This window comes from Sporosarcina luteola (assembly GCF_023715535.1).
GTDB lineage: Bacteria > Bacillota > Bacilli > Bacillales_A > Planococcaceae > Sporosarcina > Sporosarcina luteola_B.
The window spans coordinates 159,096-184,671 of sequence record NZ_JAMBOI010000005.1 but is presented as its reverse complement, the minus strand read 5'-3'; the positions used below and the strand labels follow the sequence as shown (position 1 = coordinate 184,671).

26 protein-coding genes are annotated in these 25,576 nt (G+C 43.9%); 4 read left to right on the top strand and 22 right to left on the bottom strand.

What is annotated here, in order from left to right; all coding sequences use genetic code 11:
* The 14 genes from M3191_RS12430 to M3191_RS12365 all read right to left on the bottom strand — a co-directional run.
* A partial coding sequence (locus M3191_RS12430; protein WP_251700696.1) for an IS110 family transposase occupies nucleotides 1-505 on the bottom strand: 505 nt, incomplete at its 3' end.
* Nucleotides 506-988: 483 nt separating this feature from the next.
* Entirely contained in the window at nucleotides 989-1,498 is a 510-nt protein-coding gene (locus tag M3191_RS12425; protein WP_251700695.1) for a hypothetical protein, read from the bottom strand.
* A 370-nt stretch (nucleotides 1,499-1,868) separates the two neighbouring features.
* Nucleotides 1,869-2,159, bottom strand: a complete 291-nt coding sequence (locus M3191_RS12420; protein ID WP_251700694.1) for a hypothetical protein — start codon at nucleotides 2,157-2,159, stop codon at nucleotides 1,869-1,871.
* Between the two features lie 113 nt (nucleotides 2,160-2,272).
* Nucleotides 2,273-2,509: a hypothetical protein gene (locus M3191_RS12415; protein ID WP_251700693.1), complete on the bottom strand. Its 237-nt coding sequence runs from the start codon at nucleotides 2,507-2,509 to the stop codon at nucleotides 2,273-2,275.
* A gap of 231 nt (nucleotides 2,510-2,740) precedes the next feature.
* Nucleotides 2,741-4,036, bottom strand: coding sequence for a S41 family peptidase (locus M3191_RS12410; protein ID WP_251700692.1), 1,296 nt, complete (start codon nucleotides 4,034-4,036; stop codon nucleotides 2,741-2,743).
* Between the two features lie 75 nt (nucleotides 4,037-4,111).
* Entirely contained in the window at nucleotides 4,112-4,303 is a 192-nt protein-coding gene (locus tag M3191_RS12405; protein WP_251700691.1) for a DUF6366 family protein, read from the bottom strand.
* A 279-nt stretch (nucleotides 4,304-4,582) separates the two neighbouring features.
* Nucleotides 4,583-4,870: a hypothetical protein gene (locus M3191_RS12400; protein WP_251700690.1), complete on the bottom strand. Its 288-nt coding sequence runs from the start codon at nucleotides 4,868-4,870 to the stop codon at nucleotides 4,583-4,585.
* Between the two features lie 704 nt (nucleotides 4,871-5,574).
* Nucleotides 5,575-6,951: a branched-chain amino acid transport system II carrier protein gene (gene brnQ / locus M3191_RS12395; protein WP_251700689.1), complete on the bottom strand. Its 1,377-nt coding sequence runs from the start codon at nucleotides 6,949-6,951 to the stop codon at nucleotides 5,575-5,577.
* Between the two features lie 185 nt (nucleotides 6,952-7,136).
* Nucleotides 7,137-10,214 carry an AAA family ATPase gene (locus M3191_RS12390; RefSeq protein WP_251700688.1) on the bottom strand — a complete coding sequence of 1,026 codons (3,078 nt, stop codon included), beginning with the start codon at nucleotides 10,212-10,214 and terminating at the stop codon, nucleotides 7,137-7,139.
* Nucleotides 10,211-11,362: an exonuclease SbcCD subunit D gene (locus tag M3191_RS12385; protein WP_251700687.1), complete on the bottom strand. Its 1,152-nt coding sequence runs from the start codon at nucleotides 11,360-11,362 to the stop codon at nucleotides 10,211-10,213. The genes M3191_RS12390 and M3191_RS12385 overlap by 4 nt, the downstream gene beginning before the upstream one ends.
* 327 nt (nucleotides 11,363-11,689) lie before the next feature.
* A complete protein-coding gene (locus tag M3191_RS12380) occupies nucleotides 11,690-12,619 on the bottom strand; it encodes a metal ABC transporter solute-binding protein, Zn/Mn family (RefSeq protein WP_251700686.1) in 930 nt (309 codons plus the stop codon).
* Nucleotides 12,616-13,497, bottom strand: a complete 882-nt coding sequence (locus M3191_RS12375; protein WP_251700685.1) for a metal ABC transporter permease — start codon at nucleotides 13,495-13,497, stop codon at nucleotides 12,616-12,618. Before M3191_RS12375 ends, M3191_RS12380 begins: the two co-directional genes overlap by 4 nt.
* Nucleotides 13,497-14,240 carry a metal ABC transporter ATP-binding protein gene (locus M3191_RS12370; RefSeq protein ID WP_251700684.1) on the bottom strand — a complete coding sequence of 248 codons (744 nt, stop codon included), beginning with the start codon at nucleotides 14,238-14,240 and terminating at the stop codon, nucleotides 13,497-13,499. The genes M3191_RS12375 and M3191_RS12370 overlap by 1 nt, the downstream gene beginning before the upstream one ends.
* 232 nt (nucleotides 14,241-14,472) lie before the next feature.
* Complete coding sequence (locus M3191_RS12365; protein ID WP_251694101.1) at nucleotides 14,473-14,847, bottom strand: nucleotide excision repair endonuclease; 375 nt, start codon at nucleotides 14,845-14,847, stop codon at nucleotides 14,473-14,475.
* Nucleotides 14,848-15,017: 170 nt separating this feature from the next.
* On the opposite strand from M3191_RS12365, the gene M3191_RS12360 reads away from it, so the two are divergent.
* Nucleotides 15,018-15,632, top strand: coding sequence for a DUF3298 and DUF4163 domain-containing protein (locus tag M3191_RS12360; RefSeq protein ID WP_251700683.1), 615 nt, complete (start codon nucleotides 15,018-15,020; stop codon nucleotides 15,630-15,632).
* 18 nt (nucleotides 15,633-15,650) lie between these two features.
* Here M3191_RS12360 and M3191_RS12355 read toward each other — a convergent pair whose 3' ends face one another.
* On the bottom strand, nucleotides 15,651-16,229 hold the full coding sequence (locus M3191_RS12355; RefSeq protein WP_251700682.1) for a hypothetical protein: 579 nt from the start codon (nucleotides 16,227-16,229) through the stop codon (nucleotides 15,651-15,653).
* Between the two features lie 68 nt (nucleotides 16,230-16,297).
* Complete coding sequence (locus M3191_RS12350) at nucleotides 16,298-16,972, bottom strand: SOS response-associated peptidase (protein WP_251700681.1); 675 nt, start codon at nucleotides 16,970-16,972, stop codon at nucleotides 16,298-16,300.
* Between the two features lie 95 nt (nucleotides 16,973-17,067).
* Between M3191_RS12350 and M3191_RS12345 the strand changes: the two genes are divergently transcribed.
* Nucleotides 17,068-17,493: a protein-tyrosine phosphatase family protein gene (locus tag M3191_RS12345; RefSeq protein ID WP_251700680.1), complete on the top strand. Its 426-nt coding sequence runs from the start codon at nucleotides 17,068-17,070 to the stop codon at nucleotides 17,491-17,493.
* Between the two features lie 57 nt (nucleotides 17,494-17,550).
* On the opposite strand, the gene M3191_RS12340 is transcribed toward M3191_RS12345, so the two are convergent.
* The 3 genes from M3191_RS12340 to M3191_RS12330 form a co-directional block, all read right to left on the bottom strand.
* Nucleotides 17,551-19,116 carry a BCCT family transporter gene (locus M3191_RS12340; RefSeq protein ID WP_251700679.1) on the bottom strand — a complete coding sequence of 522 codons (1,566 nt, stop codon included), beginning with the start codon at nucleotides 19,114-19,116 and terminating at the stop codon, nucleotides 17,551-17,553.
* A gap of 93 nt (nucleotides 19,117-19,209) precedes the next feature.
* On the bottom strand, nucleotides 19,210-20,373 hold the full coding sequence (locus tag M3191_RS12335) for an MFS transporter (protein WP_251700678.1): 1,164 nt from the start codon (nucleotides 20,371-20,373) through the stop codon (nucleotides 19,210-19,212).
* 211 nt (nucleotides 20,374-20,584) lie between these two features.
* Entirely contained in the window at nucleotides 20,585-21,811 is a 1,227-nt protein-coding gene (locus M3191_RS12330) for an MFS transporter (RefSeq protein ID WP_435368160.1), read from the bottom strand.
* Between the two features lie 132 nt (nucleotides 21,812-21,943).
* On the opposite strand from M3191_RS12330, the gene M3191_RS12325 reads away from it, so the two are divergent.
* Together M3191_RS12325 and M3191_RS12320 are read left to right on the top strand one after the other, a co-directional pair.
* The gene (locus tag M3191_RS12325) at nucleotides 21,944-22,360 is read left to right on the top strand and encodes a hypothetical protein (RefSeq protein ID WP_251700677.1); all 417 of its coding nucleotides are present in this window, start codon (nucleotides 21,944-21,946) and stop codon (nucleotides 22,358-22,360) included.
* A gap of 112 nt (nucleotides 22,361-22,472) precedes the next feature.
* On the top strand, nucleotides 22,473-22,706 hold the full coding sequence (locus M3191_RS12320; RefSeq protein WP_251700676.1) for a YkuS family protein: 234 nt from the start codon (nucleotides 22,473-22,475) through the stop codon (nucleotides 22,704-22,706).
* A 41-nt stretch (nucleotides 22,707-22,747) separates the two neighbouring features.
* Here M3191_RS12320 and M3191_RS12315 read toward each other — a convergent pair whose 3' ends face one another.
* The 3 genes from M3191_RS12315 to nagZ form a co-directional block, all read right to left on the bottom strand.
* Nucleotides 22,748-23,953 carry a dicarboxylate/amino acid:cation symporter gene (locus M3191_RS12315; RefSeq protein ID WP_435368159.1) on the bottom strand — a complete coding sequence of 402 codons (1,206 nt, stop codon included), beginning with the start codon at nucleotides 23,951-23,953 and terminating at the stop codon, nucleotides 22,748-22,750.
* A gap of 134 nt (nucleotides 23,954-24,087) precedes the next feature.
* Entirely contained in the window at nucleotides 24,088-24,393 is a 306-nt protein-coding gene (locus M3191_RS12310; RefSeq protein ID WP_251700674.1) for a DUF4870 domain-containing protein, read from the bottom strand.
* A gap of 69 nt (nucleotides 24,394-24,462) precedes the next feature.
* Nucleotides 24,463-25,566: a beta-N-acetylhexosaminidase gene (gene nagZ / locus M3191_RS12305; protein WP_251700704.1), complete on the bottom strand. Its 1,104-nt coding sequence runs from the start codon at nucleotides 25,564-25,566 to the stop codon at nucleotides 24,463-24,465.
* Between the last annotated feature and the right edge of the window lie 10 nt (nucleotides 25,567-25,576).

Below are 25,576 nucleotides of genomic sequence, written 5' to 3'. Positions count from 1 at the left end.
TCGAAAACACCTTTTCAAATAAGGGAAAGCTTAACTGTAGGAAAGCGTGTAAGCGATTGTAGTTATGCCTGATCTCCTTTTCTAGATCTTCATAGTAGCGTCCAAGTGCCCGCATCTGTTCAAAGTAATCTTCTTGTACATATGTTTCCTGTCGATCTGATTTAAAATGGGATTTGGCCAGTTCATGGGCATCACTAATATCTGTCTTATGTCGGCGCATGGCAGCCATCTGTAACTTAGCCTCCAAAGGGTTCAGGCGAATATAAGGATAGTGGTGCGCCTGCAGAAATCCCTCAAGCCCTTTTGAATAGACGCCAGTGGCCTCAAAGACAATGTCAGGTAGTTTACCGTCCTGTTCCCTAAGAGACTCAATTCGCTTCTTTAATGATTGGAATCCGGTTACTGTGTGTTCCAATTCACCTTCATATTGACAGCGTTGATTGTGATCATAGACAACCATTGTACTTTTTCCCATACTTACATCAAAAGCCATTACATGTTTCATCTTTCATCCTCCCGTTGACAACTCATAGAAGTTCTTCACAGTGCCTCATCGATTCCATTTTCTTATACACGACCTCAAGGGCCCAACATACTAAACTGATTCTAATAAGGGTATGAAGTTAGTCGGTTTCCTTATACGGATTCAAAGATCCCAGCGTCCGCACGACTTTCCTTCACTTCTACTACAAAAAAATAGTAGCACAAACCATGGCCATGGTCTGCACTACTAATGTTAGTATGTTTCCGCGGGGCGGGCGGTGAGCCAATCGAACAGGGAAGGGTTCGATTGGCCGTATTTCTGCGCCTTTCGCAGAAATTAAGGCATCCTGCTCGTAACGGCTTTTGCTGGAGTCGCCGCCTTTCGCTCCAATCAACATCAAGGATCACAGTGCTAGCTGCTTGAAATACAATGAGCCCAACATCATTGAGATTGATGTTGGGCTTCTTGCGTCTGCTGTTTAATAGGTCGGCCATAAATCAATTTTCATTCTTTCACAGTGACCACTTTCAATGACGTAAATGGTTGTCGATGAATGGTGTAAAATAGCTTAGAGTCACCAGAAACCTCTAACTCCCTGTCAATTCCATCCCCTAAGAGCATCATTTTTTGAGTAGATGGATCAATTACTTTTCCATATAACACAGATCCCTTTGATCCTTTTTTTGTCTCAAAATCAAAACCAGCAATTGTATAAGGTAATTCTCCTTCGACATCGACATCGAAATCGAAATATGGTTCATTCCTAAACCAACTATACCCTTTTTCACTTTCAATAATATTCCCTATACTAAGCGCTCCTTCATTTTCAAAAAAAATGATCATTTCTCCTTCGTACTCTTCAACAGACAAAACAGCAGATTCATCAATTCCCTCTTGTTTTAGTCCGGATTCAATAGCCTTCTCTTTGGTATTGTACCAATCGGAACTATCTTTTTGACTGCATCCGACAAATATAAACAACAATACGAGACTACCTAATAATACTATTCTCAAGGTATCACCGCCTAATTTTGATGGTGGACTAACTAAGTACATGAGTCTTAAATATCCCATCCGTTAATACATTTATTACCACTCCATTAAATGTCCCTTACATGCAAAAACGGACGCCGTCACTTAACCCGTTTTCGCGCCTTATAATTAGTATAGTGTATAGCACGTTGATTTGCGCTCCAGACGGCACGCTTTCCGCGGGGCGCGGATGAGCCTCCTCGTCGCTTCGCTTCTGCGGGGTCTCATCATTCGCGCTAAACCCCGCAGGAGTCGGCCGTCTTCCGCTCCAATCAACATAGTGTCTGTTTCTACACGGCAAACGCGCCCGATTCTGTAGAGGAGTGCACTAAACATAATCCTTTTCCAGCCATTAACGCTGAATGTCTTCTAACACCCGAGGATTGTTTTCATTGTTTGAATACGTGACGAAATAATCCACCTCTTCCTCGATAAGGTTCCAAACCATCTTCTCTTTTATCATTATCTTGAACGTTTCTTCTTTGTTCGGCATATTCGGGTTGTATCCCTTGATCCAATATTCTTTGTTGTTGTTCGACTGGCCTTTTTCAATCACAACAAACGACGAGGTGGTTGACACCCCACCACAAGAGGCAAGTAACAATGTGGATAGGATCATGAATAGCCCAAAAGCTTTTTTCATAAATTACCCTCCAGTGACTAAATAATGCTTTCAACAATCTTAGCCCGATTGCAGAACGGACGCAAATCGCTTCTTACGCAATCGCGCCCGATTGTTGAAGGTTAGATATCAATTTACTTTTTACTTTTTAATTCTTCATATTCCCCCCATGCAATATAAAGAATACCTACCAGTAAAGACAATATACCAAAATTACTCAAAGTATTTCCGACATAGGATAGCATCGCATTAAATAAATCCTCATCCCAACTTGCAACCCCCGAACCAAAAATTGCAGCACTAATATATTTCATTGATATTAAAAAAGCAGATATAGCGATAAATGCAATTCCAGCACCGCGTTTTCTCATTCCAATTAACCCCTTACCACTAATCTGGCCCTATTGTAGAAAGGACGCAATTCCTTATTCTGGAACCACGCCCATTTGTGGAAGTTACACACCTGTAAATTCGCACTTGTCTTTTGTGAAAAATGAAATTCCTAGTCTTTTTCGTAGTATTGCCATTCCACCTATAAACATCACCATAGTGATATAAAATCCAAGAAACCTGCGACCACTCCGCTCAGAAACGCCTGCAAATCATCCTTCCGCAATCTCGCTTTCTCGTAACATGTCCATCGCATACAAAAGATCCAAATCTTCATCTATATGCTTAGGTGTCCAAGGGATATAATGATCAGGTCGGATCCCTTTTCCGTGCAACGGGTCGTTCGACGTCTTCTGGATACGGCGAGACATCGGGTAGTAAAGTGCGTACATGCCATCCCATTCTTTGATGAGCAAATCGCTGTAGTCATTGACGCCCATTGTGGCGCGTCCGATTACGGTGGTTTTGGATGACTCCATGCAGATTTCCACAAAGTATTCGGCGGCACTTGCGCAATAGACATCCGTCATCACGATCACATTCTTAGGGGAATCAGTACCTTCAAACTTTAAGGCTTCCACCTCCAATTCATCCGAAAAGTCCCTTGTCACAAAACCTTGACCGCGATATTTTTCACAATCTTCTTCAATCGAGTCAAAGAATTTCAGTGTCTCTTCATCAGTGATGTCTTTTCTTAGCTGCTGGCAGAGCTGGATGAACAGATCCGAGTTCCGATCGGTATAATTGAACTCCTTCAACTCACCGTCCGTGCACGGGTGTTCATCTGGTGGGAAAATGTACGGCAATAAGTTCGAAAAAGATTTTCCGTTTCCTCCATGATTGTTTCGTACGTCGATGATCAGATTTGTACATGCCTTCAGCTTTTCTTCATGGTTCTTCACATAGTCCATAGTCCCATCAACGTTGACGAAGCTTGGTAAAGTGATCCATAACGTCTCATCATCAACTTCCTCCATCGAGGGTGCTAACTTTTTGGAGGCGGGTTCGTAATCTTTCAATTCGAACGTTAACAGTTCTCCGTTCTCATCCTCTATTTCAATGGATGATGACTTATTGAGAGGATGTGTCCAATCCTCACGTTCTGCACTTGTCTCCCGCAAGAAGCCTCGATTCGAAGTGATGATCGTTTCGATTTCCTGTTGATCAATCGAAACGATCTTGGAGCCGGCTGGAAACCTGTCCTCCTCGCAAGTCTCCACGACATAGAGCACATCCTCATATCTCCTTGTCCGGAAACCGCGAGTGCTCGCCTGTACGTCATCCGACCCTTTCAGATTGAAATACATATGCCGATCTTGAAAAGCCATGAGATATTCGTTGACGAGATCCGTAAAAACTTGCGGTGTGATTTGCTGGCCGGATATCAATCTCTCAATTTCTTCAAGATAATGGGCAGGGTCATCCCAACCTTGTTTTTCCTCATATCCTGCGTAGTCATGGTGTACGATATCGACAATTTCTTTAAATGTTTTTATATAGCGAGTCATTGACGCTCACCTATTCCTTTCTATGGCCCGATTCTAAAAAATAAGGCGCAGTCCTTTATTCCAGAAATGCGCCCGTTAACGGAAAAATATAGAATATATTATAAAACCAAATATTAATACAAGAATCATTATTCCGGTACCCTTCCAACCTAAACCACCAACAAGATCAGACAGGTTACTTCCGCGAATACTACTGGAGGGATGCCTTAATTCTTTTTGCCTTAGCCTCTCTCTTTTTTCTTCAGGAGTTTCGTTATCCCTACCCATTTCCTTCCTCCCAAAAGATTTATTTTGCGAAATGGCCCTTATTTGCAAAACGGGCGCCCTTACTTATGCCGTTTTTGCGCCCGATAGCGATATATTGTACACCCGTTGATTTCCGTTCCAGGCGGACGATTCCGCGGGCACTGCTTAAGCCTTCTCGTCGCTTGCGCTCCTGCGGGGTCTCAGCTCGCGCTGTTCCTGCAGAAGTCGCCGCCTTCCACTCCAATCAACTAAGAGTATGCTATGAAATAAAAGCGACCGATTAAGGAAAGTGACATTTATTTAGAATCCCACAGTAAAAGCAAGAATTGTAAGTGCTACAACTCCGGCGACACGGGTCATCCAGCCATTTAAATGCCACTTACCTTTATAAGGGTCTAATTCCTTCCAAGCTATATAAGCAATTGCCAAACAAGAAACAAATAACACCCAATTCGTCCAAAAGTTTTCAAAGTAATGGGACACCAAAAAACTTATCGCCCCGTAAATAACTAAGCCGAATGTTATGTTGATAAGCAAACTAACGACAAACGAGTTGTTCCGCCCTGCTGATTCTTTCACTGAATTCATCTTATTCACCTCCATAATAAACCTTTTCGTCAGTAATACGTTTTGTAATGCGAAAAGTTTCAAAATAATCGTACAACAAAATGGCCCATTTATTGAATAATAATTATTGGGAGTTTTCTCACTGAAACTTCACAACTCTTTAACTTATTTTAACAGGAGGTTCCCTAAATCTTTTGAAAACTTGTCTTTATTTGCTTCGCAACCGTTTTCACATAGCGATTAAAAACATCACATAAATTCTATTTTAATGCGGATGCGAATTTAAGTTTTGATTATCGTACATTGGTATGTCAATGAGAACAGGGACACCAATTCATACGTAAATTGCGTCCCTGATTAGGTTGTTATTTATAGATCTCCCCATTGTATGTTTTAAAGGATATTAATTTTGAAGGTGGATAATAGTTGATTGGAGCGGAGAGCGGCGACTCCAGCGAACGCCGTTGCGAAGAACAGCGTTTGCTAGCACAAGCGTAGCGTTGCGAGCAATGTTTTCCAAGACACTAATGGAGCAGGATGTGGCTGCCTTAATTTCTGCAAAAAGCGCAGAAATTAAGGCAAATCGAACCCTTCGCTGTTCGATTGGAAAGCGTCCGCTCACAGTGGATATCAACATTTCTATCCTTTTCTATTTTTAAAGAAAAAAGACTGTAGGCAAACACCGAAATTCTTGGTGTTTGTCTACAGTCTAAGCACTCCATTTTTTAATTGGAGTGCTCTTTATATTGCACAGATGGCTGAAATAACTTGGCGATGATGCCAGTAATCAGCATGATAATCACTACCGGTAGAAGCCAGCCTAGGCCTTCGCTATAGTACGGCAAAATAGTATCATAGAAATTCACAATATTGCTTAGCCAGTTCGGCCACTCCTGTTCAACTATTCCCAACGTCCCGTAGAGAGTCTTCACACCATCAATAACACTTATCAAAAATGCAACAGCTGTTGCACTAACGTAGACGATTCTCGAATGGTTGAACAATGGTGAAGTGAATGTAAGCAACATTAGCACCACAGCAAGTGGATATAAAAACATCAATACAGGAATTGAATACGTAATAATATTGGACAATCCGAAGTTTGACACAATGAAGCAAAATATCGTGAAGATCATTACAAACGACTTGTAGCTCACTTTAGGAATAATTGTATGAAAATATTCACCGCAAGCAGTCATTAACCCGATGCTCGTTGTTAAGCAGGCAAGTAAAATGATTACAGCCAACATAACTGAACCAAAAGTGCCGAAGTAATGCGAAGCTGCACCGCTTAATACAGGACCCCCGGTTTCAAACAGACCAAATACTTCCGTTGTTGTCGCTCCAAGGTATGCGATCCCTACATAGATGAGTGCCAAAAATCCAGCTGCCACAAAACCGGTTTTCGCTGTTGCTGAAAGGATTTGGACATTGTTCGTAACCCCCATGGAACGGATGACATTAATGACAATAATGCCGAAGACAAGCGACGCCAAAGCATCCATCGTGTTATACCCTTCCATGAACCCTTTCATGAACGCAGCATCCGCATACACATCCACCGGGGATTGAATCGCTCCTATCGGATTGATAAAAGCTACGACAAGCAACACGAGCAATAAAACAATGATAGCCGGCGACATGATTTTCCCGATCCGGTCGACGATCTTTGCCGGGTTAAGCGATAGCCATAATGTCACCCCGAAAAAGATGAGTGTGAAGATGAATAAACCGATTTGCATATACTCTTCCGGAATGTATGAGGAAAAGCCAATATCAAATGCGACCGCTCCTGTCCTCGGAGCTGCAAAGAACGGACCAATTGTTAAATATAATAATGATGTAAATAATACGGCGTATACAGGATGAATTCGGCTCGCCAAATCCTGCAAGTTCCGGCTACCTGAAAAGCCAATTGCAAGTATGCCAAGAAAAGGCAATCCTACCCCTGTTATGAGAAAGCCGATGACTGCAGGCCACAAATTCGTCCCTGCATTCTGACCCAATTGAGCGGGAAAGATCAAGTTTCCAGCGCCAAAGAAAAGGGCAAACAACATGATTCCGATTAATAGATACGATGAAAAAGACAGTTTATTCTGCATAGTTTTTGAACCCCTTCATGTTGAGAATCACTCTTTGTGTTGTATGCAATATATCGCATTTTTTTATATTAAACCCCTATACGTTAAAATGCAACAGTTAATTATTTCCTGAATATATTATTTTGTCGGTTAATCAGAGTAATTTTTACAATAAAAAAAGACAGGAGGCTCCCCCCTGCCTTCTTTTATTTCAATATAAATCGAGTGACGCTATGTCCTTCTCTGGACTTCTGTACTTCAAGTATGGCCGGGAAGGCAGTTTTCAACTCTTCCACGTGTGAGATGACACCGATCATTCTTCCCGACTTCTGTAAATCGATCAGTGTGTCAACCGCTTTTTGCAATGCTTCCTCATCCAATGTACCGAACCCTTCATCGATGAACATCGTTTCAATTGACACAGCACCTTGATAACTCTGAATGACATCCGCCATGCCGAGCGCTAAGCTGAGTGAAGCATTGAATTTCTCCCCACCTGACAATGTCTTCACATCCCTGTTTTGTCCGGTGTAGGCATCATATACATCCAGCCCTAATCCGCTTTGCTTTCCACGGATTTCCTGACGATCGCTGCGGATCAATTCATATTGCCCATTGGATAAATTACGCAGCCTTTCATTTGCAGACTGGATGATACGCTCCAAATAATCGATTTGAATGAAACGTTCGAATGATAGCTTATGATCATTCTGACCACGGATGACATCGTATAAGTCCGTAATTTTACCGACTTGCCTTTCCAGATCTTCCACGTTTTTTGCTGCCTTTTCAATATCCAACTTCATTCGGAGCAATGCCTTTTCACATTCAATGGAATTATTCCACTCCGTGAATGCTTTTTCATATGCTGACTTCAACGATTGAATTGTCTCCAGTAAAACGTCCAGATTCGTCTGCTCTTTTCCAGCAAGGCCGGCTTCCAGCTCAACAATTGCTTCCTTCACTGCATGAAGACGCTGTTTGAACTGCATGACGTATTCCTTTAGAAGGAGCCTGTCCCCCTCTGTCATCTTCGCATGCCGGTATTCTTCTTCCGTACTGAATTCCGAGTCTTGTAAAGCCTTATGGAATCTGACTGTCGCCAGATCTCTTTTTCCTATGCTTTCATCAACGGATCTTTTCAAATGGTGCTCTGAATTGACAGAAGTCGCCAGCTGTTCCTTTGCCGCTTCCAAGTTTTTTCTTGCGCGTTGCCAAGCTTCATCCATTTGTCGTTTCTGTGTTTCCATATCCTTGATTTCCGCTTGAAGACGAGTTAGATCCCGAAGCCCTTCCGGAATAGAAGATATCTCTCGTTTCAGTAATGCAGATTCCTGCGCATATAACGTTTTTTGTTCAAACAATGCCTGTTCGATCTCCGTCTTGCGGGCAATCCAATCAGTTGTTTCCTTGTCCGCTTTCTTTTGCTGCTCTTTAAGTGAAACGAGTTCAGTCCTTACAGTTTTTAATCGCTCCACTTTCTCAGCTGTTTCCTGCCCTTTTGCAACTAATGCATCCAGTCCGTCAATGATTTGAAGCTCTTTCATTTCTTGTTCTTTTTCTGTAAGTAGGGCAAATACACTTTCACATTTCGCCTCAACTGATCGAAATGCACTTTCAACGTCCGCCAAATTCGACCTTTTTAAATCAAGTGCATCGCGGGAAACAGTTTCGGCATCATGACCGGTGATTTTCGCCGGGTGATGGGCGCTTCCACAGACAGGGCAAGCCTCCCCTTCCTGTAACGTCTGTGCCAAAAATGCAGCTTGATTATTCAACCAAGCATTTTGCATAGCCTCAAATTCATTTTTCGTTTGAATGAATTTGGCGGATGCACTCTCTCTCTTTTCTGTCCAGATTGTGTAGTCTTTCTTCAGATTTTCAAAATCACGGACGGTTTTGTAATGCAATCTGATGGTGTTCAACTCTTCAAGCAGCTCGTCGTAATTGGTGATCGTTTGTTCCGATTTCTCGATTTGTACGTTCAGTTCGGCCACTTTTCTTTTTTCTGTTTCCACCCTATCAGAAGTCGCTGCGAATTCGCCTTCCAATTTGCCAATCTTCATTTTCAAATTCCGTACACTTGCTTCCTTAGCTGCCAAATCCGTTACGGCAGGGAGGTGATCACGCAGCCTGATGAGTCGTTCCGCAATTGCTCCTCTTTCTTGCTCTTTCCCCTCCTCTTCCTTATAGGCATGCTGATTCTCTTCCAGCCATTTCGTCGCATTTTGAAGTGCCGCGATTGCATTTTGGTGCTCCTTTTCCTTTGACTTTGCTTCTTCTTCCAACAGTCGGAATTGGCTTTCGATTTCATGGATGATGGATGCCCGCTCGGCGTCAGCAATCCGCTTTTCCTTCACATGCACAGAAGGGATTTCCTCCTGTAATTGTTCAAGGGCGAGTTTACGTTGACTTAGCTGCGCAAATTGCTCATTGCACTTTTTAGCTGCGTGATACGCCTCCAACATTTCAGCATGCTGTTGATAGGCAGCTGTATACTTAGCTTCATCCTCGGCACGCTTCATGCCATAATGGGAAATTTCCTTTTCGAGCCCACCCATCACTTGCGAAGCGTTCGCATACTCCTGAGATAAAACTTCAAAGATAGGTGACTCCCTCGGTGGAATGATATTCGTAATTTGTTGGATAAATCCATCCATTTTCCTTTTTTCATCCATCAACTGTTGATTTGCATTGTCTCTTTTTATCTTCAAGCGATTTACGATTTCTCTGTAATCCTCCGTTTTGAAGATTTTCCTCATGATCGTTTCTTTATTTTCAGTATCAGATGTAAGGAACTTCCGGAATTCACCTTGTGGGAGCATGACGATCTGGCTGAATTGGGCTTGTGTAAAGCCAACAAGCTCCTCGACTTTCCGATTGATCTCCGAGACGATTTGCCGATCGACAAATGGCACTTCTCCGCCGTCCACCAGTTCAAAGAACTCACTTCTTGCAGTCGTCTCGCTTTTATTTCCACTTTTTGTATAGGGGATCTGCCTCATAATCCGGAAAGCACGGCCATTTATTTCAAAAATCAATTCCACGGCTGTCTGAACAGCATCATCTGCAAAATCGCTTCTCATCGAGCGGAATTCCGTTCTGTCCTCTCCACTCGCCTGTCCATATAAAGCAAAACAGATTCCATCGAAAATCGTTGTCTTCCCAGCACCTGTCGCCCCGGATACAACGAATAGCCGATGGTCTTCAAGCTGGCGGAAATCGATCGTTTCCGTTCCTTTGTAAGGCCCGAAAGCAGTCATCGTCAATTGGATCGGCTTCATCTTTCAACGCCTCCTTTGACTTCCTGCAGAACTTCAGCAAAAATCCTCTCCGTTTCAGCATCAGGTTCCATATCATTCATCTGTGAATAAAAGAACCTGAACAGTGTCATATCATCCGGTTTTTCCGTAGCGGCCGCCGATTGGTGTTCAATTGTAGCCGCAGTCCTCACCAATTTCCTTTCGATATGCATAGCATTCGGATAGACGGACTTCACTTTTTCCATCGGGAATAAAATTGGCGTCTCGTCATGCAGCTTCACGAATACATAATCACTGCTAGGTGGATGTGCAAGAATATCTTCCATCGTCCCTTCTACTGTACGCATATCATGTAATGGAGTCAGTGCTCTCTTTTCCACTTCCACATTACCTTCGTCGTCCATGTCCACGATAAAAAAACCTTTTGCATGCCGCTCTTCCGAAATCGAATATTTCATCGGGGAACCTGCATAACGGATTTTTTCATCAGAGACATAATGAGCCTGGTGCAAATGGCCGAGTGCCGTATAATCGAATTGTGTAAACAGACGTGCAGCAACATATTCCGCTCCGCCAATTGCGAGCGGACGCTCCGAATCGCTCGTATTCTCCTCTTCCTCGCCGAAAGGAGTGACAAATGCATGTCCCACAAACACATGTCGGGCGTTCCGATCCATCGAGCTGCAAATTCGTTCTACCACTTTCTCCATCGCTGTATGATGGGCGACGACGTCACCGTCTTCGTATAAATGCTTCACTATCGATGGGTCGCAATACGGTACGAGATGGAAATGGACTTCACCGAAAGAATCCTTCAGAACGACCGGCTCCGGTTGCGCAGACATTTGTCCCACGATATGAAAGCCGTTCGATTGCATCAATCTGCTGCCGAATTGCAGACGTCCGGGGCTATCATGGTTCCCCGCCACCGCAATGACCGGAGTTTTCAGCTCCATGACAATTTCCCACAGCACTTCATCCAATAAAGAGACCGCTTCCGGCGGCGGAACCGCACGATCATACAAATCACCGGCAATGATGACCGCATCGGGCTTCTCCTCACGCACGGCATCGACGAATTGCCGAAGGACATGCCGCTGCCCCTCCGTCATATACACGCCTTGCACCAGCTTGCCAAGATGCCAATCGGCAGTATGAAAAAACTTCAATACTCTCAACCCCCTGCATAATCTATATTTTACTTGTTATTTAAAACGTATAAATCTCTGAAACGACACATAAAAGCTCGTAAAGACGCATAAATCTCTGAAACGGCTCATAAAAGCTCGTAAAAACGCATAATTCCCTGTAACTACGCATAAACGTCGTCAGAAACGCATAAATTCCAAAATCGACGCATAAAAGTCTCCAATTGCGCATTTCAAGGATTGCACGTTCATGCAATCTACCATTCATTTTACAGTAAGTCCGGCCGGAATTAAATTCAAACGAAAAACGGAACACCCTTCGAAAGGATGTCCCGTAAATCGCATGATTCACCGCATTAATCCGTCATGGATCTTTTCAATATTGTATCGTAGAAACTTAACATATGACCCGCCGTCCGTCCCCGGTTTACCGAGCTCATCCGAATAAAGTTCTGAAGCGATGTCAACGCCTGTCTCCTTCGACACGGTTTCCATCGGACGTCTATCTACATTCGTTTCAACAAATAAGGCTGGCACATCATGCTCCTTGATAAAATCGACCAAACTCTTGATTTGTCGTGGCGTACCGATTTCCTCCGTGTCGATATCCCATAGGAACGCTTCCTGCAACCCATAGCGATCCGTCATATATTGGTAGGCACGCTCACTAGTGACAAGGATGCGGTGCTCTTCAGGAATCTCGCTGATTTTCGTCTTATACAACTCATCGATACCATGCAATTCCTTCAGCAATGCGTCCGCATTCTTCTCATAGGAGTCTTTATGGTCAGGGTCGATCTCCGATAGAGCGTCGCGCGCGTTTTCGACCATTTGAATGCCTACGATCGGATCAAGAAAAGCATGAGGATTAATCTCCTCGTCTTTTCCGTCGGCGGTCGTAATATATTTCGGTTCCACACCAGCCATCAATTCATATACATCATTCTCATCTTTTCCGACGGAGGCGATCAGTTTGGAAAACCAACCAGTTTTTCCGCCTTCTAAATTCAGGCCATTGTAAAAGATTGCATCCGCATCAGCCGCTTTTTTGATATCTTCGGGCAACGGTTCGTACTCATGCGGGTCAGTGCCTATCGGAACCATGCTATGCACGGCGACCCGGTCGCCTCCCACTTCATTTACGATATCGGTTAATATGGAAAATGTAGCTACGATTTGGATTTCATCCTCCTCCGCCCCCTCTTTTTTCCCGCCGCAAGCACTGAGAAGCAGTGCCATTATGGACACAATGCTAAGTGTCAAAAGTTTACGTTTCATTCAAAAGACTCCTTCTTTCTAATAGTTGCTCCATTTCTATTTTTACGGATCCTGACATAACGCCAAAAGATGCCTTGTTTAGGTGAGAATACAAAAGCGATCAGGAACAAGACAGTTGTAACGAGAACAATGACCGCACCGGATGATAAATTATGCTCAAAACTGAAATAAAGTCCGACAATTGCTGAGAACGCGCCGAATGCCGCAGAAAGCACAATCATCACGGACAATCGGTTCGTCAATAAATAAGCTGTCGAAGCGGGAGTGATGAGCATCGCCACAACGAGAATGACACCGACCGTCTGCAGAGAGGCCACTGTCACCAATGTCAGAAGAATCATCAGGACATAATGGATCAGCCGATTCGGCAATCCGTAGGAAGCCGCAAATGTCGGATCGAACGTGCTGACGAGCAGTTCCTTATAGAACAGAATGACGACGAGCAACACGATCGTCCCGATGACCAAAGTCATCCACATATCTGAGGATCTAACGGAAAGTACATTCCCGAACAAAATGCTTGTCAGATCTATGGTTGATTTCGCTTTGGCAATCAAGATGATGCCAAGTGCGAAAAAAGAGCTGAAAACGATACCGATTGACGAATCATTTTTCACCCGGCTGTTTTGTGAAATGAAACCGATGCCTACGGAAGTCAAAAGCCCAGTGAAAACTGCCCCGTAAAGATAATTGATGCCAAGCATATAGGAGACCGCAATGCCAGGCAAAACCGCGTGTGAAATGGCATCTCCCATCAACGCCATGCCTCTCAGAATGATAAAGCAACCTATCACTCCACATATGATGCCAACCATAATTGAAGTAAACAATGCCTTCTGCAAAAATACATAATTTTGGATGTCGGAAATGAAGTCCATTATATAGTGACCCCCAATGTATCCCATAATCCATATTGTGACTGGTATGCGGTTTTCAATGATTCTGGCTGCATGACCCGTTCCACCGGACCAGATGTAATCAACTCTTTATTGAGTAGCAGAAGTTCATCGAAATAATCTTCCACTTTTGTTAAATCGTGATGAACGACAAATACCGAGTTCCCAGCATCTCTCAGCTCCTTCAGTATGCCGATGATGAGTGCCTCACTCGTGACATCAATGCCGACGAACGGTTCATCCAAGAAGAATATATTCGCTTTCTGTGCAAGTGCCCGTGCTAAAAACACACGTTGTTGCTGCCCACCCGACAACTCGCCGATCTGCCGCTTTGCAAACTGATCCATTCCGACCTTTTGCAGGCATTCCAGTGCCCACTGCTTTTCGGACCTTCCAGGACGTCGGAAGATGCCGACTTGTGGATAGGTCCCTAACTGAACAGTCTTCTGAACTGTTATCGGGAAATCCCAATCGATTGCAGCCCGTTGAGGGACATATGCGACTTTTTTTCGGACATCTTTCATCGGTTTGCCGTCTATTAACACCTCTCCATGATCTCGATGAATCAAATCCAAAACTGCTTTCATCAAAGTGGATTTGCCAGCCCCATTCGGCCCGATGATGCCGATCAGCTTACCGCCGTCAACGTTGAAATTAATATTTTTCAATACATTTTCCCCATCATAAGAAACCGATAAATCTTTCACCTCTACTTGATAGGTCATTTTAGCATCTCTCTTTCTGAATTCAATTTAGTTACTACTGTATGTCTGTATGTCGCAGGAAGTTTCCCGAAGGCAACTTTAAGCTCAAAAAAATAAATCATCCAAATGTTTCCCTAAGGAAACTTTGCTTCTCTATAATAATCGATTCATTTCACATTGTAAAGCAGTATTATTCATCCATATAAAAAAAGCCGATCGCCCATTTTTACATCGGGTGATCGGCTGCTTTCAGTTATTCGAAAAATACTTTATCTACATTATATTTTGCGCGCAATGTATTGATGATATACGTTTCATAGATTTCCCGTTCCATCGGATCTTCGATAACGATGACGGAGATTTTGTTTATTTCATCTCGGTGATTTTTCACAGGTGACACATTGTCTTCAAGATGTTTTTTTACGCGCTGACGAAGCTTTCTTGCTTTCCCCGCGAATAGTAGTTCATCACTTTTATTGTAAAAAAGGATAAGTCCCCCTTTGTCGCGCGGGATTTCATGCAGATCGATAAAGCCGTTGATCGGTTTGATCGGCGCTTCCTCTGCTTTCATTTCTTGCTGGCGCTGCTGAATGGTGACATCCGGCTTCGGAATTGTAATTGAGATCATTCATTTTCACGTCCTCTTCTTTTGTGAATCTAAATCCTACCATAATTTTGAACGAAATGCTAAATGTTATGCAGTATGTCCATAAACCGATGTATTTTTTCAAAGAAGTCATTTGTCATTCCTCTTCTCATATACTAGAGGACTTACGGAAAAGAAAGGACGTTGCCGAGTTGGATTTTCCGGTTTCCATATTGACGAAGAAACTTCCTCATTCCTCGCCCAAAATCAATGTCTATTACCCTGTTGTGACACAAATGAAAGATGCACTCATTCAACGGAAAATAAACAGCGCCATCATCCGCACCCTCAATGAAGTCCTTGTCGATCAACAGTTTTACAATCCTGTGCTCGTCGAACTGCTGGCCAATTTCGAAATAAAGAACAATCAGCGTGGGATTCTCAGCTTAAACTTAATTGTTTACTCTTTCACTGGTGGCGCTCATGGGCATACAATCATCAAGTCGCTTACGTTTGATACGAAAACCGGCAAACAATATGCACTCAAGGACCTATTCCAACCGGGAAGCGATTATGTAAAGAAGTTATCTGACATAATCCGAATAGACATTACTAAATGGGACATCCAGTTATTGGACCCCCCATTTACAATAATTCGACCTGATCAGGATTTCTATATTGCCGACACTTCACTAATCATTTATTTCCAGTTATACGAAATTACACCATATGCATGGGGGTTCCCATACTTCCCGATTCCCATTTTAGATATTGCGGATATCATTCTACCTCAAGGACCGCTCGATCAGATGATGGCATTCACATAACAAAACGCGCAGTGATCGTTAGCCGCGCGCTTTTTTTCGTTTATTCTTATATCGGAAACCAAGAAAAATAGCAAGTAAACCAAGAACGAAAAGTCCGAACACCCACCATCGAATGATGCCTTCATCTAAAGTTTCCTCTTGACTGCCATCATTGCTAACTTCCTGACCTTCTCCTAGTTCGTTCAAGTCTTCTGCCGCGTTGGAAAGTTCAGTCGTCCTATGACAAATCGTCGTGGATAAAGTGCCCGGTACATACATGTTACTTGCCGATGCATAAACAAGATATTTCTGCCCCTTTTCAAAGGAGTATCCACAATCCCCGTCATCATATCCGGTAGTAATGGACGTCTCGGATTCTTTTATTCCCTTCCAGGCTTTATCCACTTTGAGATGGACTGTTCTGCCATAAGCGCCCCCAAAGAACTTCTTATTCTCGACAATTTCCACCACTTCGCCACTGAATACTGCATCCGCCTTATCTAATGCTTCTTCCGGCGATGGCGGCATGATGCATGAGCAAGCAGAAACATCCAATGGTTTCCACCATAATAAAACCAACAACATTAGGCCGACAGGAAGTATATTCTTGCATCTCAAACGATTCCAACCCCTCTCCCTCATTAACAAGTAGACGTTAATTAGGAGAGATTCGTTTCAAATTTCAATCAACAAACCGGAACAATAAGATTTGCTTCATTATTCTTCGGTGAATTCACAGCAGATGAGACACTATAGGCATCCATCTGCTTCTCATCGAACGAACGTAACATATTCCCCAGGAAATCCACATCATCATTTAGCGGGTCAAGCCAAGCCGCCTCGTCCTCCCTCTTCAAAATGACCGGCATCCTGTCATGGATCGGTTTCATCAATTCATTCGGCGCGGTCGTAATCGCGGTGCATGTATGGATGACCTTACCGTCAGGAGATTTCCATGATTCCCACAGCCCAGCTATGGCGAACAACTCATCATTCTTAAGCCTGATGCGCATTGGAATCTTCTCTCCGTCTTTCCTTTGCCATTCATAAAATGAATCCGCCGGAAGAATGCAACGCTGTTTTTGGAAAGCTCTTCGGAAGCTTGGTTTTTCGGCTACCGTTTCAGCCCGGGCATTGATCATTTTATAACCGATCTTCTCATCTTTTGCCCATGGAGGAATGAGTCCCCAACGAAGATGTCCCAAACGGTTTTTCCGACCATCATTGATGACGGCAACCACTTGTTGAGAAGGGGCGATGTTGTAGCTCGGTATATAGTCACTTTCGGCAAAGGCCGACTCAATATCGAATCGATCGATAATATCGTAATACGGGGCGAATAAAGTGAAACGGCCACACATAGGCATCCACCTCTTTCTTTAAAGATTATTTAGTTAATGGTACCATTATCTATGGAGAGAATCATGAATAGTGATGCAAAGAGTAGGTGAATTTCATGTCAAACAAACCGTATAAAGCGTTAGTGACAGATCGAATCTTCTTCGGCGGTGTTGATGCAATTGATGAATTAGTGGCTAATGAAAAGATTGATGTCATCTATGATTTGCGAGCAAAAGTGGACGGACCATTGCCGAGCGACCTAAGCGTCCATCAGCCTCTATTGGATGATGCAGATGAACAAGATAACTCCATTCGCGAAGCCGTGAATAAAGTAATGGATGCATACCACGACGGAAAAAATGTCTATTTCCATTGCAATACAGGAAGAGGACGAGGCGGTACACTGGCGGCAGCCACTCTACTTGAGTTGGGAAAGGCGGAAAATATTGAGGAGGCAGAGCTGATGACACAAGCAATCCGCCCCGAAACAAATATTAAGCCCGCATTCAAAGCCGCATTGAATCGGATTTATACAAAGTGAAAAAGTGGAGGCCGGGGATTTTCCCCACCTCCACTTTTGATGTTACTAGAAAGAAGATTAATCCCGCTTCCTTCTTCTTGCCTTCTTTTTCACTTCCTGCTCAATCTTTTCAAATTGACGAATGTCAGTTGGCCTGACCGTAATCGGTTCTTTCCCCAACAACTTCCCTAAGGACATCATGAGTAAAATGAGAAAGAGCGTAAATGGAAGGGCAGAAACGAGAGACGCCGATTGCAAAGCCTCCAAGCCGCCTGCATAGAGCAAAACTGCTGCAATCGCAGACATGAGGAAACCCCAAATCATTTTGACTACTAGCGGAGGAAACAAGCTCCCTCTCGTCGTCATACTTGCCAAAATATATGTTGCGGAATCGGCAGATGTAATTAAAAACGTGAAAATAAGAACGACAGAAAGTAAAGACATGACTCCTGTAAATGGCAAGTGTTTTAGAGTTTCGAAGATGGCTGAAGTGACATCTGCATCTACCGCTTCAGCAATCCGCGTCCCGTTGTTCAAGTCGCTGTACAATGCCGTCCCGCCCAATGTGGCAATCCACATGCAGGCGAACACGGGCGGTATGATCATCACTCCCGCAATGAACTCACGGATCGTACGGCCTTTAGAAACACGAGCAACGAAAGCACCGACGAACGGAGACCAAGCAATTGTCCATGCCCAATAAAAGATCGTCCACTCCTTCACCCAAGTCCCGCCTTGATAAGGCTGCAGCCTCAAACTATATCGAATGAAATTATTTATGTAGTCTCCAATCGCCAATGTGAAGCTCTCCAGGATGAATACTTTCGGACCGACGAAGAAGAAAAAGACAAGCATCGCGATCGCCATCGCTAAATTAAAGTTGCCCAAATATGCAATCCCTTTACCCAAACCGGAAGAAGCAGAAATCATATAGGCAACAAAAACAACGAAAATAATGAGCAGCTGCACCCAATATGTATTTTTTGTTTGGAAGACATATTCTAATCCACCGCTCATCTGCAACACACCCATCCCGAGCGATGTCGCTATTCCCATAACGGTTGCAATAACGGCAAATGAGTCAATTCCCGTCTTCAAATACCGGTTGGAACCGACCAAGGGCTCCAATGCAGTCGAAATAAGGCCATCCTTCTTTTTCCGGAACTGCAGAAAGGCGATGACAAGCCCCACAATGCCAAAAATTCCCCATTGCGAAATCCCCCAATGGAAAAACGAATAGCCCATTGCAATTCTGGCGGCATTTTCGGATTGCGGCTCGACGCCATTCAGAGGCGAAGCAAAATAATGACTCATCGGTTCCGCCACTCCCCAAAAGACAAGTCCTACTCCAAAGCCGGCTGAAAAAAGCATCCCGATCCAAGTGAAAAACGGATATTCAGGCCTTTCATCATCCCCTCCTAAACGGATTGCACCAAACTTACTGATTGCCAATCCAATTAAAAAAGCGATGATAATGAAAACGGTCAATAAATAAAACCAACCAAACTTTGCCGTCGTGAATCCGTATAATTGTCCTGCAACCGTCTCAAACGGTTTCGGTATGACTGCACCAAGAACAACTAGTACGAAAATGACGACTGCCGATATGGAAAACACCGGGTTCTTCCAAAACTTCCTATCCAAAGCAAAATCGACTCCCATAAACATAGTTACTGAGTCTATACCCTAAACTGAAGCAAGATAACGTGCAACTTCAATATCCAGTCCAATTCGCCTTCAGCGTTGCCGTTTCCGGTTAACCAATATATATAATGCAAGCACTGCAAGCACGAGAATACTTGATAGCAAATACATATTGCGATAGCCCATCTGAACTGCGACAATCCCTAAAACATAAGATCCAACTGCTAGCCCGGAATCGAATAACGTGAAAAACGTCGCGGTCGCATATCCGCTCCTTTGATGTGTTGTCGATTGAATCGCAAGCGTCTGCATGCTCGGTACCAATGCTCCATAGCCAAGCCCGACAAATGCTCCAGCTATAAGAAATAATCCTGGGGAGCTCATGAAAGAGAGTATGAACAGACCGAAGAAGAATAGCAGGAAACCGGGGATCAGAATATATGCCGGCCCTTTCTCATCAAAAATCCTTCCTGTAAATGGACGGGTAATGAGCATGACCGCTGCAAAGACGACAAAGAAGAAACTGGCTTGCGCCAATAAGCCTTTCTCTTGAGCGTATATCGATAAATAGGAAAGGACACTCGCATACGAAAATGCGATTAAGCTTGCCAATATCGCAATCGGCATTGCTTTCTTCTCAAATAAATCGTTCCATGTAAATCCTTTCGACTTATTCACATTGTGGCCTGTTTCCAACTCTGGAATAAGGAGTGCCACGAGCGCTCCAATGGTCATTAGGACACTCAGCAAGAGGAATAATGCATCGTAGGAATATGACTGGATGATGAATAGAGCGATGAACGGCCCGATGACGACAGCCAAATTTGTGGACATGACGTAATAGCCAAGCCCAGCTCCGCGTCTGGTTTTCGGAACGATATCCGCGGCAAGTGAACCTGCTGCTGTCGTAACGATGCTGAACCAAATACCTTGGAAGAAACGCAATGCAAGCAATCCTCCGAATGGAGTAATGAAATAGTAAAGTATGGTGCAAATGAGATAGAAGAACAAGCTGATCAACAACATTTTCCGCTTCCCTACAATATCTAGCAACTTACCACTAAATGGCCGGACAATGATGGCGGATACTAAGAAGATCGTCATCAACAAACCTGCTTCTTCGTCTGTCCGGCTTAAAGCATCTTTTGCGTAAAGCGGCAATGTCGATACCAAACCGTAAAACACGATGAAAACGGACAAATTCGTTAAGAATAGACTAATGAACGGCTTTGTCCAAATCGGATCTTTATAATTCATGAAAACAGTCTCCTTTTTTATAGTTTTTCAGTACTTTCATGAGGATCTTCTCCTCATTTGATAAGCCTTGCAAACTTTGCTCCTCAATATACGCCCATTCGAATCTCTTGTAAAGGGATCAAAAAGGCCGCCAAATGAATGGCAGCCTTAAGCGTAAGCACCTTTCCAAGCAAGCGACTCCTCCCTATTTAATCGATAAGGGAAGTATTTATCACTCTGCAGAAGGCGCCATGATTTTTTGATCCTTTGGCAGAGCCAATCCGACTAAGCCGATGAATGGCAGGAAGGAGGCAATGACCATCGTAGGGAAGATGCCGATTGTATCCATCATCCTTCCGATAACAACCGCCCCAATCGCTCCCATCCCAAACGCCAAGCCGACAGTCAAACCGGCCATAGTCCCAATTTTACTCGGGACAAGCTCCTGCGCATAAATGACAGTGACAGTGAAGCTAAGCATAATGAAGAATCCGATTAACACCAACAGTAGCCCTACTGCCCAAATCGGAACATGCGGCAGGAGAACGCAGAGCGGCAATGGAACTAACAATGACAACACGATGACATTTTTCCTTCCGATCCGATCAGCCATCGGTCCGCCGAAAAATGTGCCCGCAGCACCAAGCGCCATGAATAGGAATATGTATAGCTGGCCTTGCTCAATTTTCAATCCATAGTCATTCATTAGGTAAAAGATATAAAAGCTTGTAACATTCGTGACGTAGAATGATCTAGCAAATATAATTGTCAACAATAAAGCGAGAGCAATCCCGATTTGCTTTTTTGTCAAATCGCCTATTGAAGAAAGGATCACCTTTTTCCGGTTGTTAATTTTCTCCAGCTCTAATGTCTGCTTATACCAAGCGGAAATTTTGGTCAAGATGAAAATCCCGAGAGCCGCGACTGCAATGAAAATAGCTGCTCCCTTTTGACCTAGCGGCACTAAGACAAAAGCGCTGATCAGCGGTGCCAATGCTTGTCCTGTATTTCCCCCGACTTGATAAATTGATTGGGACAGGCCTCGTTTCGACCCGGCTGCCAAGAAGGACACACGGGATCCTTCCGGATGGAATACCGCTGATCCAAGCCCCAGTATGATGACGGACAGGAGAATGAGCCAATAGCTTGGCGCGATTGCCAATCCTGCCATCCCGATTAAGGAGAAAGTCATCCCGATAGGAAGCGCATACGGCATCGGTTTTCTGTCACTGAAATAGCCTACGACCGGCTGCAGTACGGATGCAACCATATTCAAAGCGAAAAATATGTATCCGAGCTGTGTAAAACTTAATCCTCTTTCCTTTTCCAACACCGGGAACATCGCCGGTATGACCGCTTGAAGCGTATCATTCAGCAAATGGCAAGCACCGATGGCAAACATGATCGGGTAGACCGGGTTGGCTGGATTTTGTGTCTGTTTACGAGATGTCAACGAAATCCCCACGCTTTTTTATAAATTTAAACAATAACTCCAGTATACAGCAATCTAAAGAGTGAATGTTAAGAATCCGAAAAAGTCATTTTTTCATCCGCCTCCCGTATTAAATCACGGGATTTCCGGGTAGATTACATGGTACTAGCATTCGAAAGGATTGAAGTTGAAATGGCTGGCTTTGGCAATATGTCCGTAATGACTTTGTTTCCGGTAACCCTTCTGTTGCTCACTATGGAGATCGTTTTCTCCTCCTACAAATCCTTATCTCCCAAATGGACAACGAGGCTGGCATACGGCAATCTTATCATTAACGCCGCTTGGACAATCGTTATCATTGTCCTTCTTCTCAATCCATCGCTCATCTTGCCTTATCTGGCTGACGTCCTCGCTGGAGTGTTCCAGAGGTCGCCCGAAGACATCATTCCACAGGTCCGTTTAATTATCATGATTATTGGACTCGCGTCAATTGCAACAGTAATAATCGATGCATTTTCCGGCTTTAGAAAGCTCAGAGACGAAAATGGCGATGTGAATGAAGCAACGCGGGAATGATATGAGCTCTAAGCAATTAATGGAGCCTTTGTGCTAAGAACTGCGTGTTTAGTAGTGTTGATTCCGGGAAAACAAAGTACGGAAACACTTTACTAAATCGGAGGTGATTCAAATGGCGAAAATTGCAGTTGAAAACCCATTTGACGATGTGAAAGTGGCATTGGAGGAAAAAGGGCATGAGGTGCAAATGTTTGAAAGCGATGAAAATCTGAACGGCTATGACATCGGCGTTGTACGTGCGGTCAGCGATGTGAACGTCGATCAATTCGATTTTCCAGTCGTCAGCATTCACGGAATGTCCGTTCAAGATGTTGTGAACGAAGTTGAACAGCGCTTAGAACGTTAAAAAGGACCGGAATCCAATTTAGGATTCCGGTCTTCTTATTTTCATTCGCTATCCAATACCTTCTCCGTGCCGGCAACAACGACCGCCGCGGAAGCATCCCCGACGACATTCACCGATGTTCTCATCATATCGAGCACCCTGTCGATACCGGCAATCAATGCGATTCCTTCAAGCGGCATATTTACGGATGTCAGCACCATTGCAAGCATGATCATGCCCGCTCCTGGAACTCCAGCTGTCCCGATTGATGCCAGAATGGTAATGAGGACAACCGTCAGCAACTGGAGGAATGACAATTCCAGGTTGTAAAATTGTGCGATAAAAATGACGGCAACCCCCTGATAAATGGCCGTGCCATCCATATTTACCGTTGCTCCGAGCGGAAGGACAAAGCTCGATATCCTATTCGGAACGCCCAGATTTTCATTCGTATTTTTAATTGTTACAGGAAGCGTGCCCGAACTGCTGCAAGTACTGAAAGCGACTAGTGCTGCAGGGGAAATCCCTTTAAAAAACCTTTTCGGACTCATTCCGGCGAATGACTTGACCGCCATCGAATAAACGACGACCGCGTGAAGGATACAGGCAATGTAAACTGCCAGAATCACTTTGAAGAGCGGCAAAAGAACGGAAAGCCCGTATTGTCCGATAACTGGAGCTAGTAGACCTAAAATGCCGATAGGAGCAAATTTCATGACAATCCCGGTAATTTTGTACATAATTTCGGCAAAGCCTTCAAAGAACGTATAGACGGGACGCGCCTTTTCTCCGACCAATGTTATGGCTAGCCCGACGAACAATGCAAAGAAGATGATTTGTAAAATGCCGCCCGTCGCCAAAGCAGTGAACGGATTTTCCGGTATGATATTCAATATAGTCGTGATTGTACTTTGCGGTTCTTGCGTCGCTGATTCCGGAGCGACCAATCCATCGGATGAAATTGATAATCCTTTTCCTGGCGAAATCATGAATGCAACGGTAAGCCCAATAATAATGGCGATTGCGGTAGTCGCCAAATAATAGGCGACTGTCTTGACACCCATTCTCCCTAGCTGCTTCGGATCTGACGTACCTGCAACACCGACGACCAAGGTAGATAGAATGAGCGGAGCAATGATGAACTTAATTAAGCGTAAAAATAAATCCCCGAACGGCTTAAGAAAATTGATGGAACTTCCGAACAAACTGCCCAAAATAATGGCTAACACGAAGGCGATAAAAATTTGCGTCACGAGATTGAATTTGATCTTCATGCCTCTCCCCTTTCTTAAATTTGTACGAATCTTTGCTACTACCAACATATACAAAACAAGTGCGTAACATGAATGAAAATGGACAATAAAAAACCCCCAGACCGCTTTCGCGAAAAAGGGGGGGACGATCAGATCCATCTACCGACAATTGGATAATTATAAGTCTCACCTTGCAATGATTTTACAATCCCTAAGATTGGTACGATGATTGTCATCAGACCGAAAACGATGATCATCGGAATGCCGATTAAGAAAATGATTAAAATCGCAGATATGAAAATCAATGCGCCCATCACTAATTGGAACAACAGCGCCTGAATGGATATTCTCTTCACTTCTGGATCATCCACAACCAAATAAATTATGAACGGAACAAGGAATGGTGCGAAAAACGCGCTAGCGTGAACGAGCACTTTCAATCCCGTGTTTTCCATATCGTCTACCTCCTTGTTTTCTACTGTACTAGTATATATATACGGATAAGCAAGGAGGAAGTTTCAATTTCATTTCATTAATTCAAGGAATTTCTTTTCAATCAAATTTAAATCAATCTCTTCTATTGGATCATCTTTCAGTTTATAGCGTTCCTTCAACCTTAATATCCGCCTGACGCTTGCATCAATTCGTTCCTCGGAAATCGTCCCTGCTTTCACGGCGGCCATCAATGCATTGATTGTACCGACCTGGTTTTCATAATCACCGGCTATCAACAGCAGATCACTGCCAGCATTGAAGGACTGCACAGCTGCTTCTGGCACTGTATAGTCATTGACAATTGCTCCCATCGTCAAGTCGTCCGTAATGACGACACCTTCAAACTGCATTTCCTCGCGTAATAGATCCGTTATGATCTTTTTGGATAAAGAAGAAGGATAGTTATCATCAAGTTCAGGGAACATGATATGCGCCACCATGATCGCATCGGCCTGTTCTTCAATCGCCCGCTGAAAAGGGATAAGTTCGATTTCACGCAGTTCATCGAGCGTCTTTTCTATGACTGGCAACGATAGATGGGAATCCACATGGGTGTCCCCGTGCCCCGGAAAATGTTTGACGACCGAAATGATGCCATTGTCCGTCATGCCTTTCATCACGGCCATGCCTAAATCCGCTACTGCATGGGGATCGGATGAGAATGATCGGTCCCCGATGACAGGGTTTTTCGGGTTGCTATGGACATCCAAAACAGGTGCATAGTTCATATTGTAGCCAAAACCGTGCAACAGATCCGCGAGATATTCACCAGTTTGATAGGCAAGCTTTTCATCATCGATACGTCCGAAGTATTCCGCCGCAGGCAATTTCCTCATGCTCGAGGGCAAGCGGGACACGCGCCCCCCTTCTTCATCGACCGAAATGAACAACGGAATCTCATAACCCGAATTCGCCCTCTTGCTTTCATTCAATAACTTCAGTATCCCCGCAGGATGCGAAATATTCTTGCCTAGTAAAATGATTCCCCCAACATGATATTGACGAATTAGATGGTCCAACTCATCGCCAAATGTTTTCTCTTTCATCCCAACGATGAGCAATTGGCCGATCTTTTCTTCCAGCGTCATATCTTCTATCAATAAATCCACCTTGGCAATCGTAATTTCCGGCATCTCGGTCACT

Excerpts from the sequence above, each read along its gene's own strand:
- M3191_RS12420 (WP_251700694.1), bottom strand. The coding sequence starts at position 2,159 with ATGAAAAAAGCTTTTGGGCTATTCATGATCCTATCCACATTGTTACTT.
- M3191_RS12380 (WP_251700686.1), bottom strand. The coding sequence starts at position 12,619 with ATGAAACGTAAACTTTTGACACTTAGCATTGTGTCCATAATGGCACTG.
- M3191_RS12390 (WP_251700688.1), bottom strand. The coding sequence starts at position 10,214 with ATGAAGCCGATCCAATTGACGATGACTGCTTTCGGGCCTTACAAAGGA.
- nagZ (WP_251700704.1), bottom strand. The coding sequence starts at position 25,566 with ATGCCGGAAATTACGATTGCCAAGGTGGATTTATTGATAGAAGATATG.
- M3191_RS12325 (WP_251700677.1), top strand. The coding sequence starts at position 21,944 with ATGGTACTAGCATTCGAAAGGATTGAAGTTGAAATGGCTGGCTTTGGC.
- M3191_RS12335 (WP_251700678.1), bottom strand. The coding sequence starts at position 20,373 with ATGAATTATAAAGATCCGATTTGGACAAAGCCGTTCATTAGTCTATTC.
- M3191_RS12310 (WP_251700674.1), bottom strand. The coding sequence starts at position 24,393 with ATGGAAAACACGGGATTGAAAGTGCTCGTTCACGCTAGCGCGTTTTTC.
- M3191_RS12405 (WP_251700691.1), bottom strand. The coding sequence starts at position 4,303 with ATGGGTAGGGATAACGAAACTCCTGAAGAAAAAAGAGAGAGGCTAAGG.
- M3191_RS12320 (WP_251700676.1), top strand. The coding sequence starts at position 22,473 with ATGGCGAAAATTGCAGTTGAAAACCCATTTGACGATGTGAAAGTGGCA.
- M3191_RS12350 (WP_251700681.1), bottom strand. The coding sequence starts at position 16,972 with ATGTGTGGCCGTTTCACTTTATTCGCCCCGTATTACGATATTATCGAT.
- M3191_RS12375 (WP_251700685.1), bottom strand. The coding sequence starts at position 13,497 with ATGGACTTCATTTCCGACATCCAAAATTATGTATTTTTGCAGAAGGCA.
- M3191_RS12345 (WP_251700680.1), top strand. The coding sequence starts at position 17,068 with ATGTCAAACAAACCGTATAAAGCGTTAGTGACAGATCGAATCTTCTTC.
- M3191_RS12415 (WP_251700693.1), bottom strand. The coding sequence starts at position 2,509 with ATGAGAAAACGCGGTGCTGGAATTGCATTTATCGCTATATCTGCTTTT.
- M3191_RS12410 (WP_251700692.1), bottom strand. The coding sequence starts at position 4,036 with ATGACTCGCTATATAAAAACATTTAAAGAAATTGTCGATATCGTACAC.
- M3191_RS12365 (WP_251694101.1), bottom strand. The coding sequence starts at position 14,847 with ATGATCTCAATTACAATTCCGAAGCCGGATGTCACCATTCAGCAGCGC.
- M3191_RS12370 (WP_251700684.1), bottom strand. The coding sequence starts at position 14,240 with ATGACCTATCAAGTAGAGGTGAAAGATTTATCGGTTTCTTATGATGGG.
- M3191_RS12400 (WP_251700690.1), bottom strand. The coding sequence starts at position 4,870 with ATGAATTCAGTGAAAGAATCAGCAGGGCGGAACAACTCGTTTGTCGTT.
- brnQ (WP_251700689.1), bottom strand. The coding sequence starts at position 6,951 with ATGCAGAATAAACTGTCTTTTTCATCGTATCTATTAATCGGAATCATG.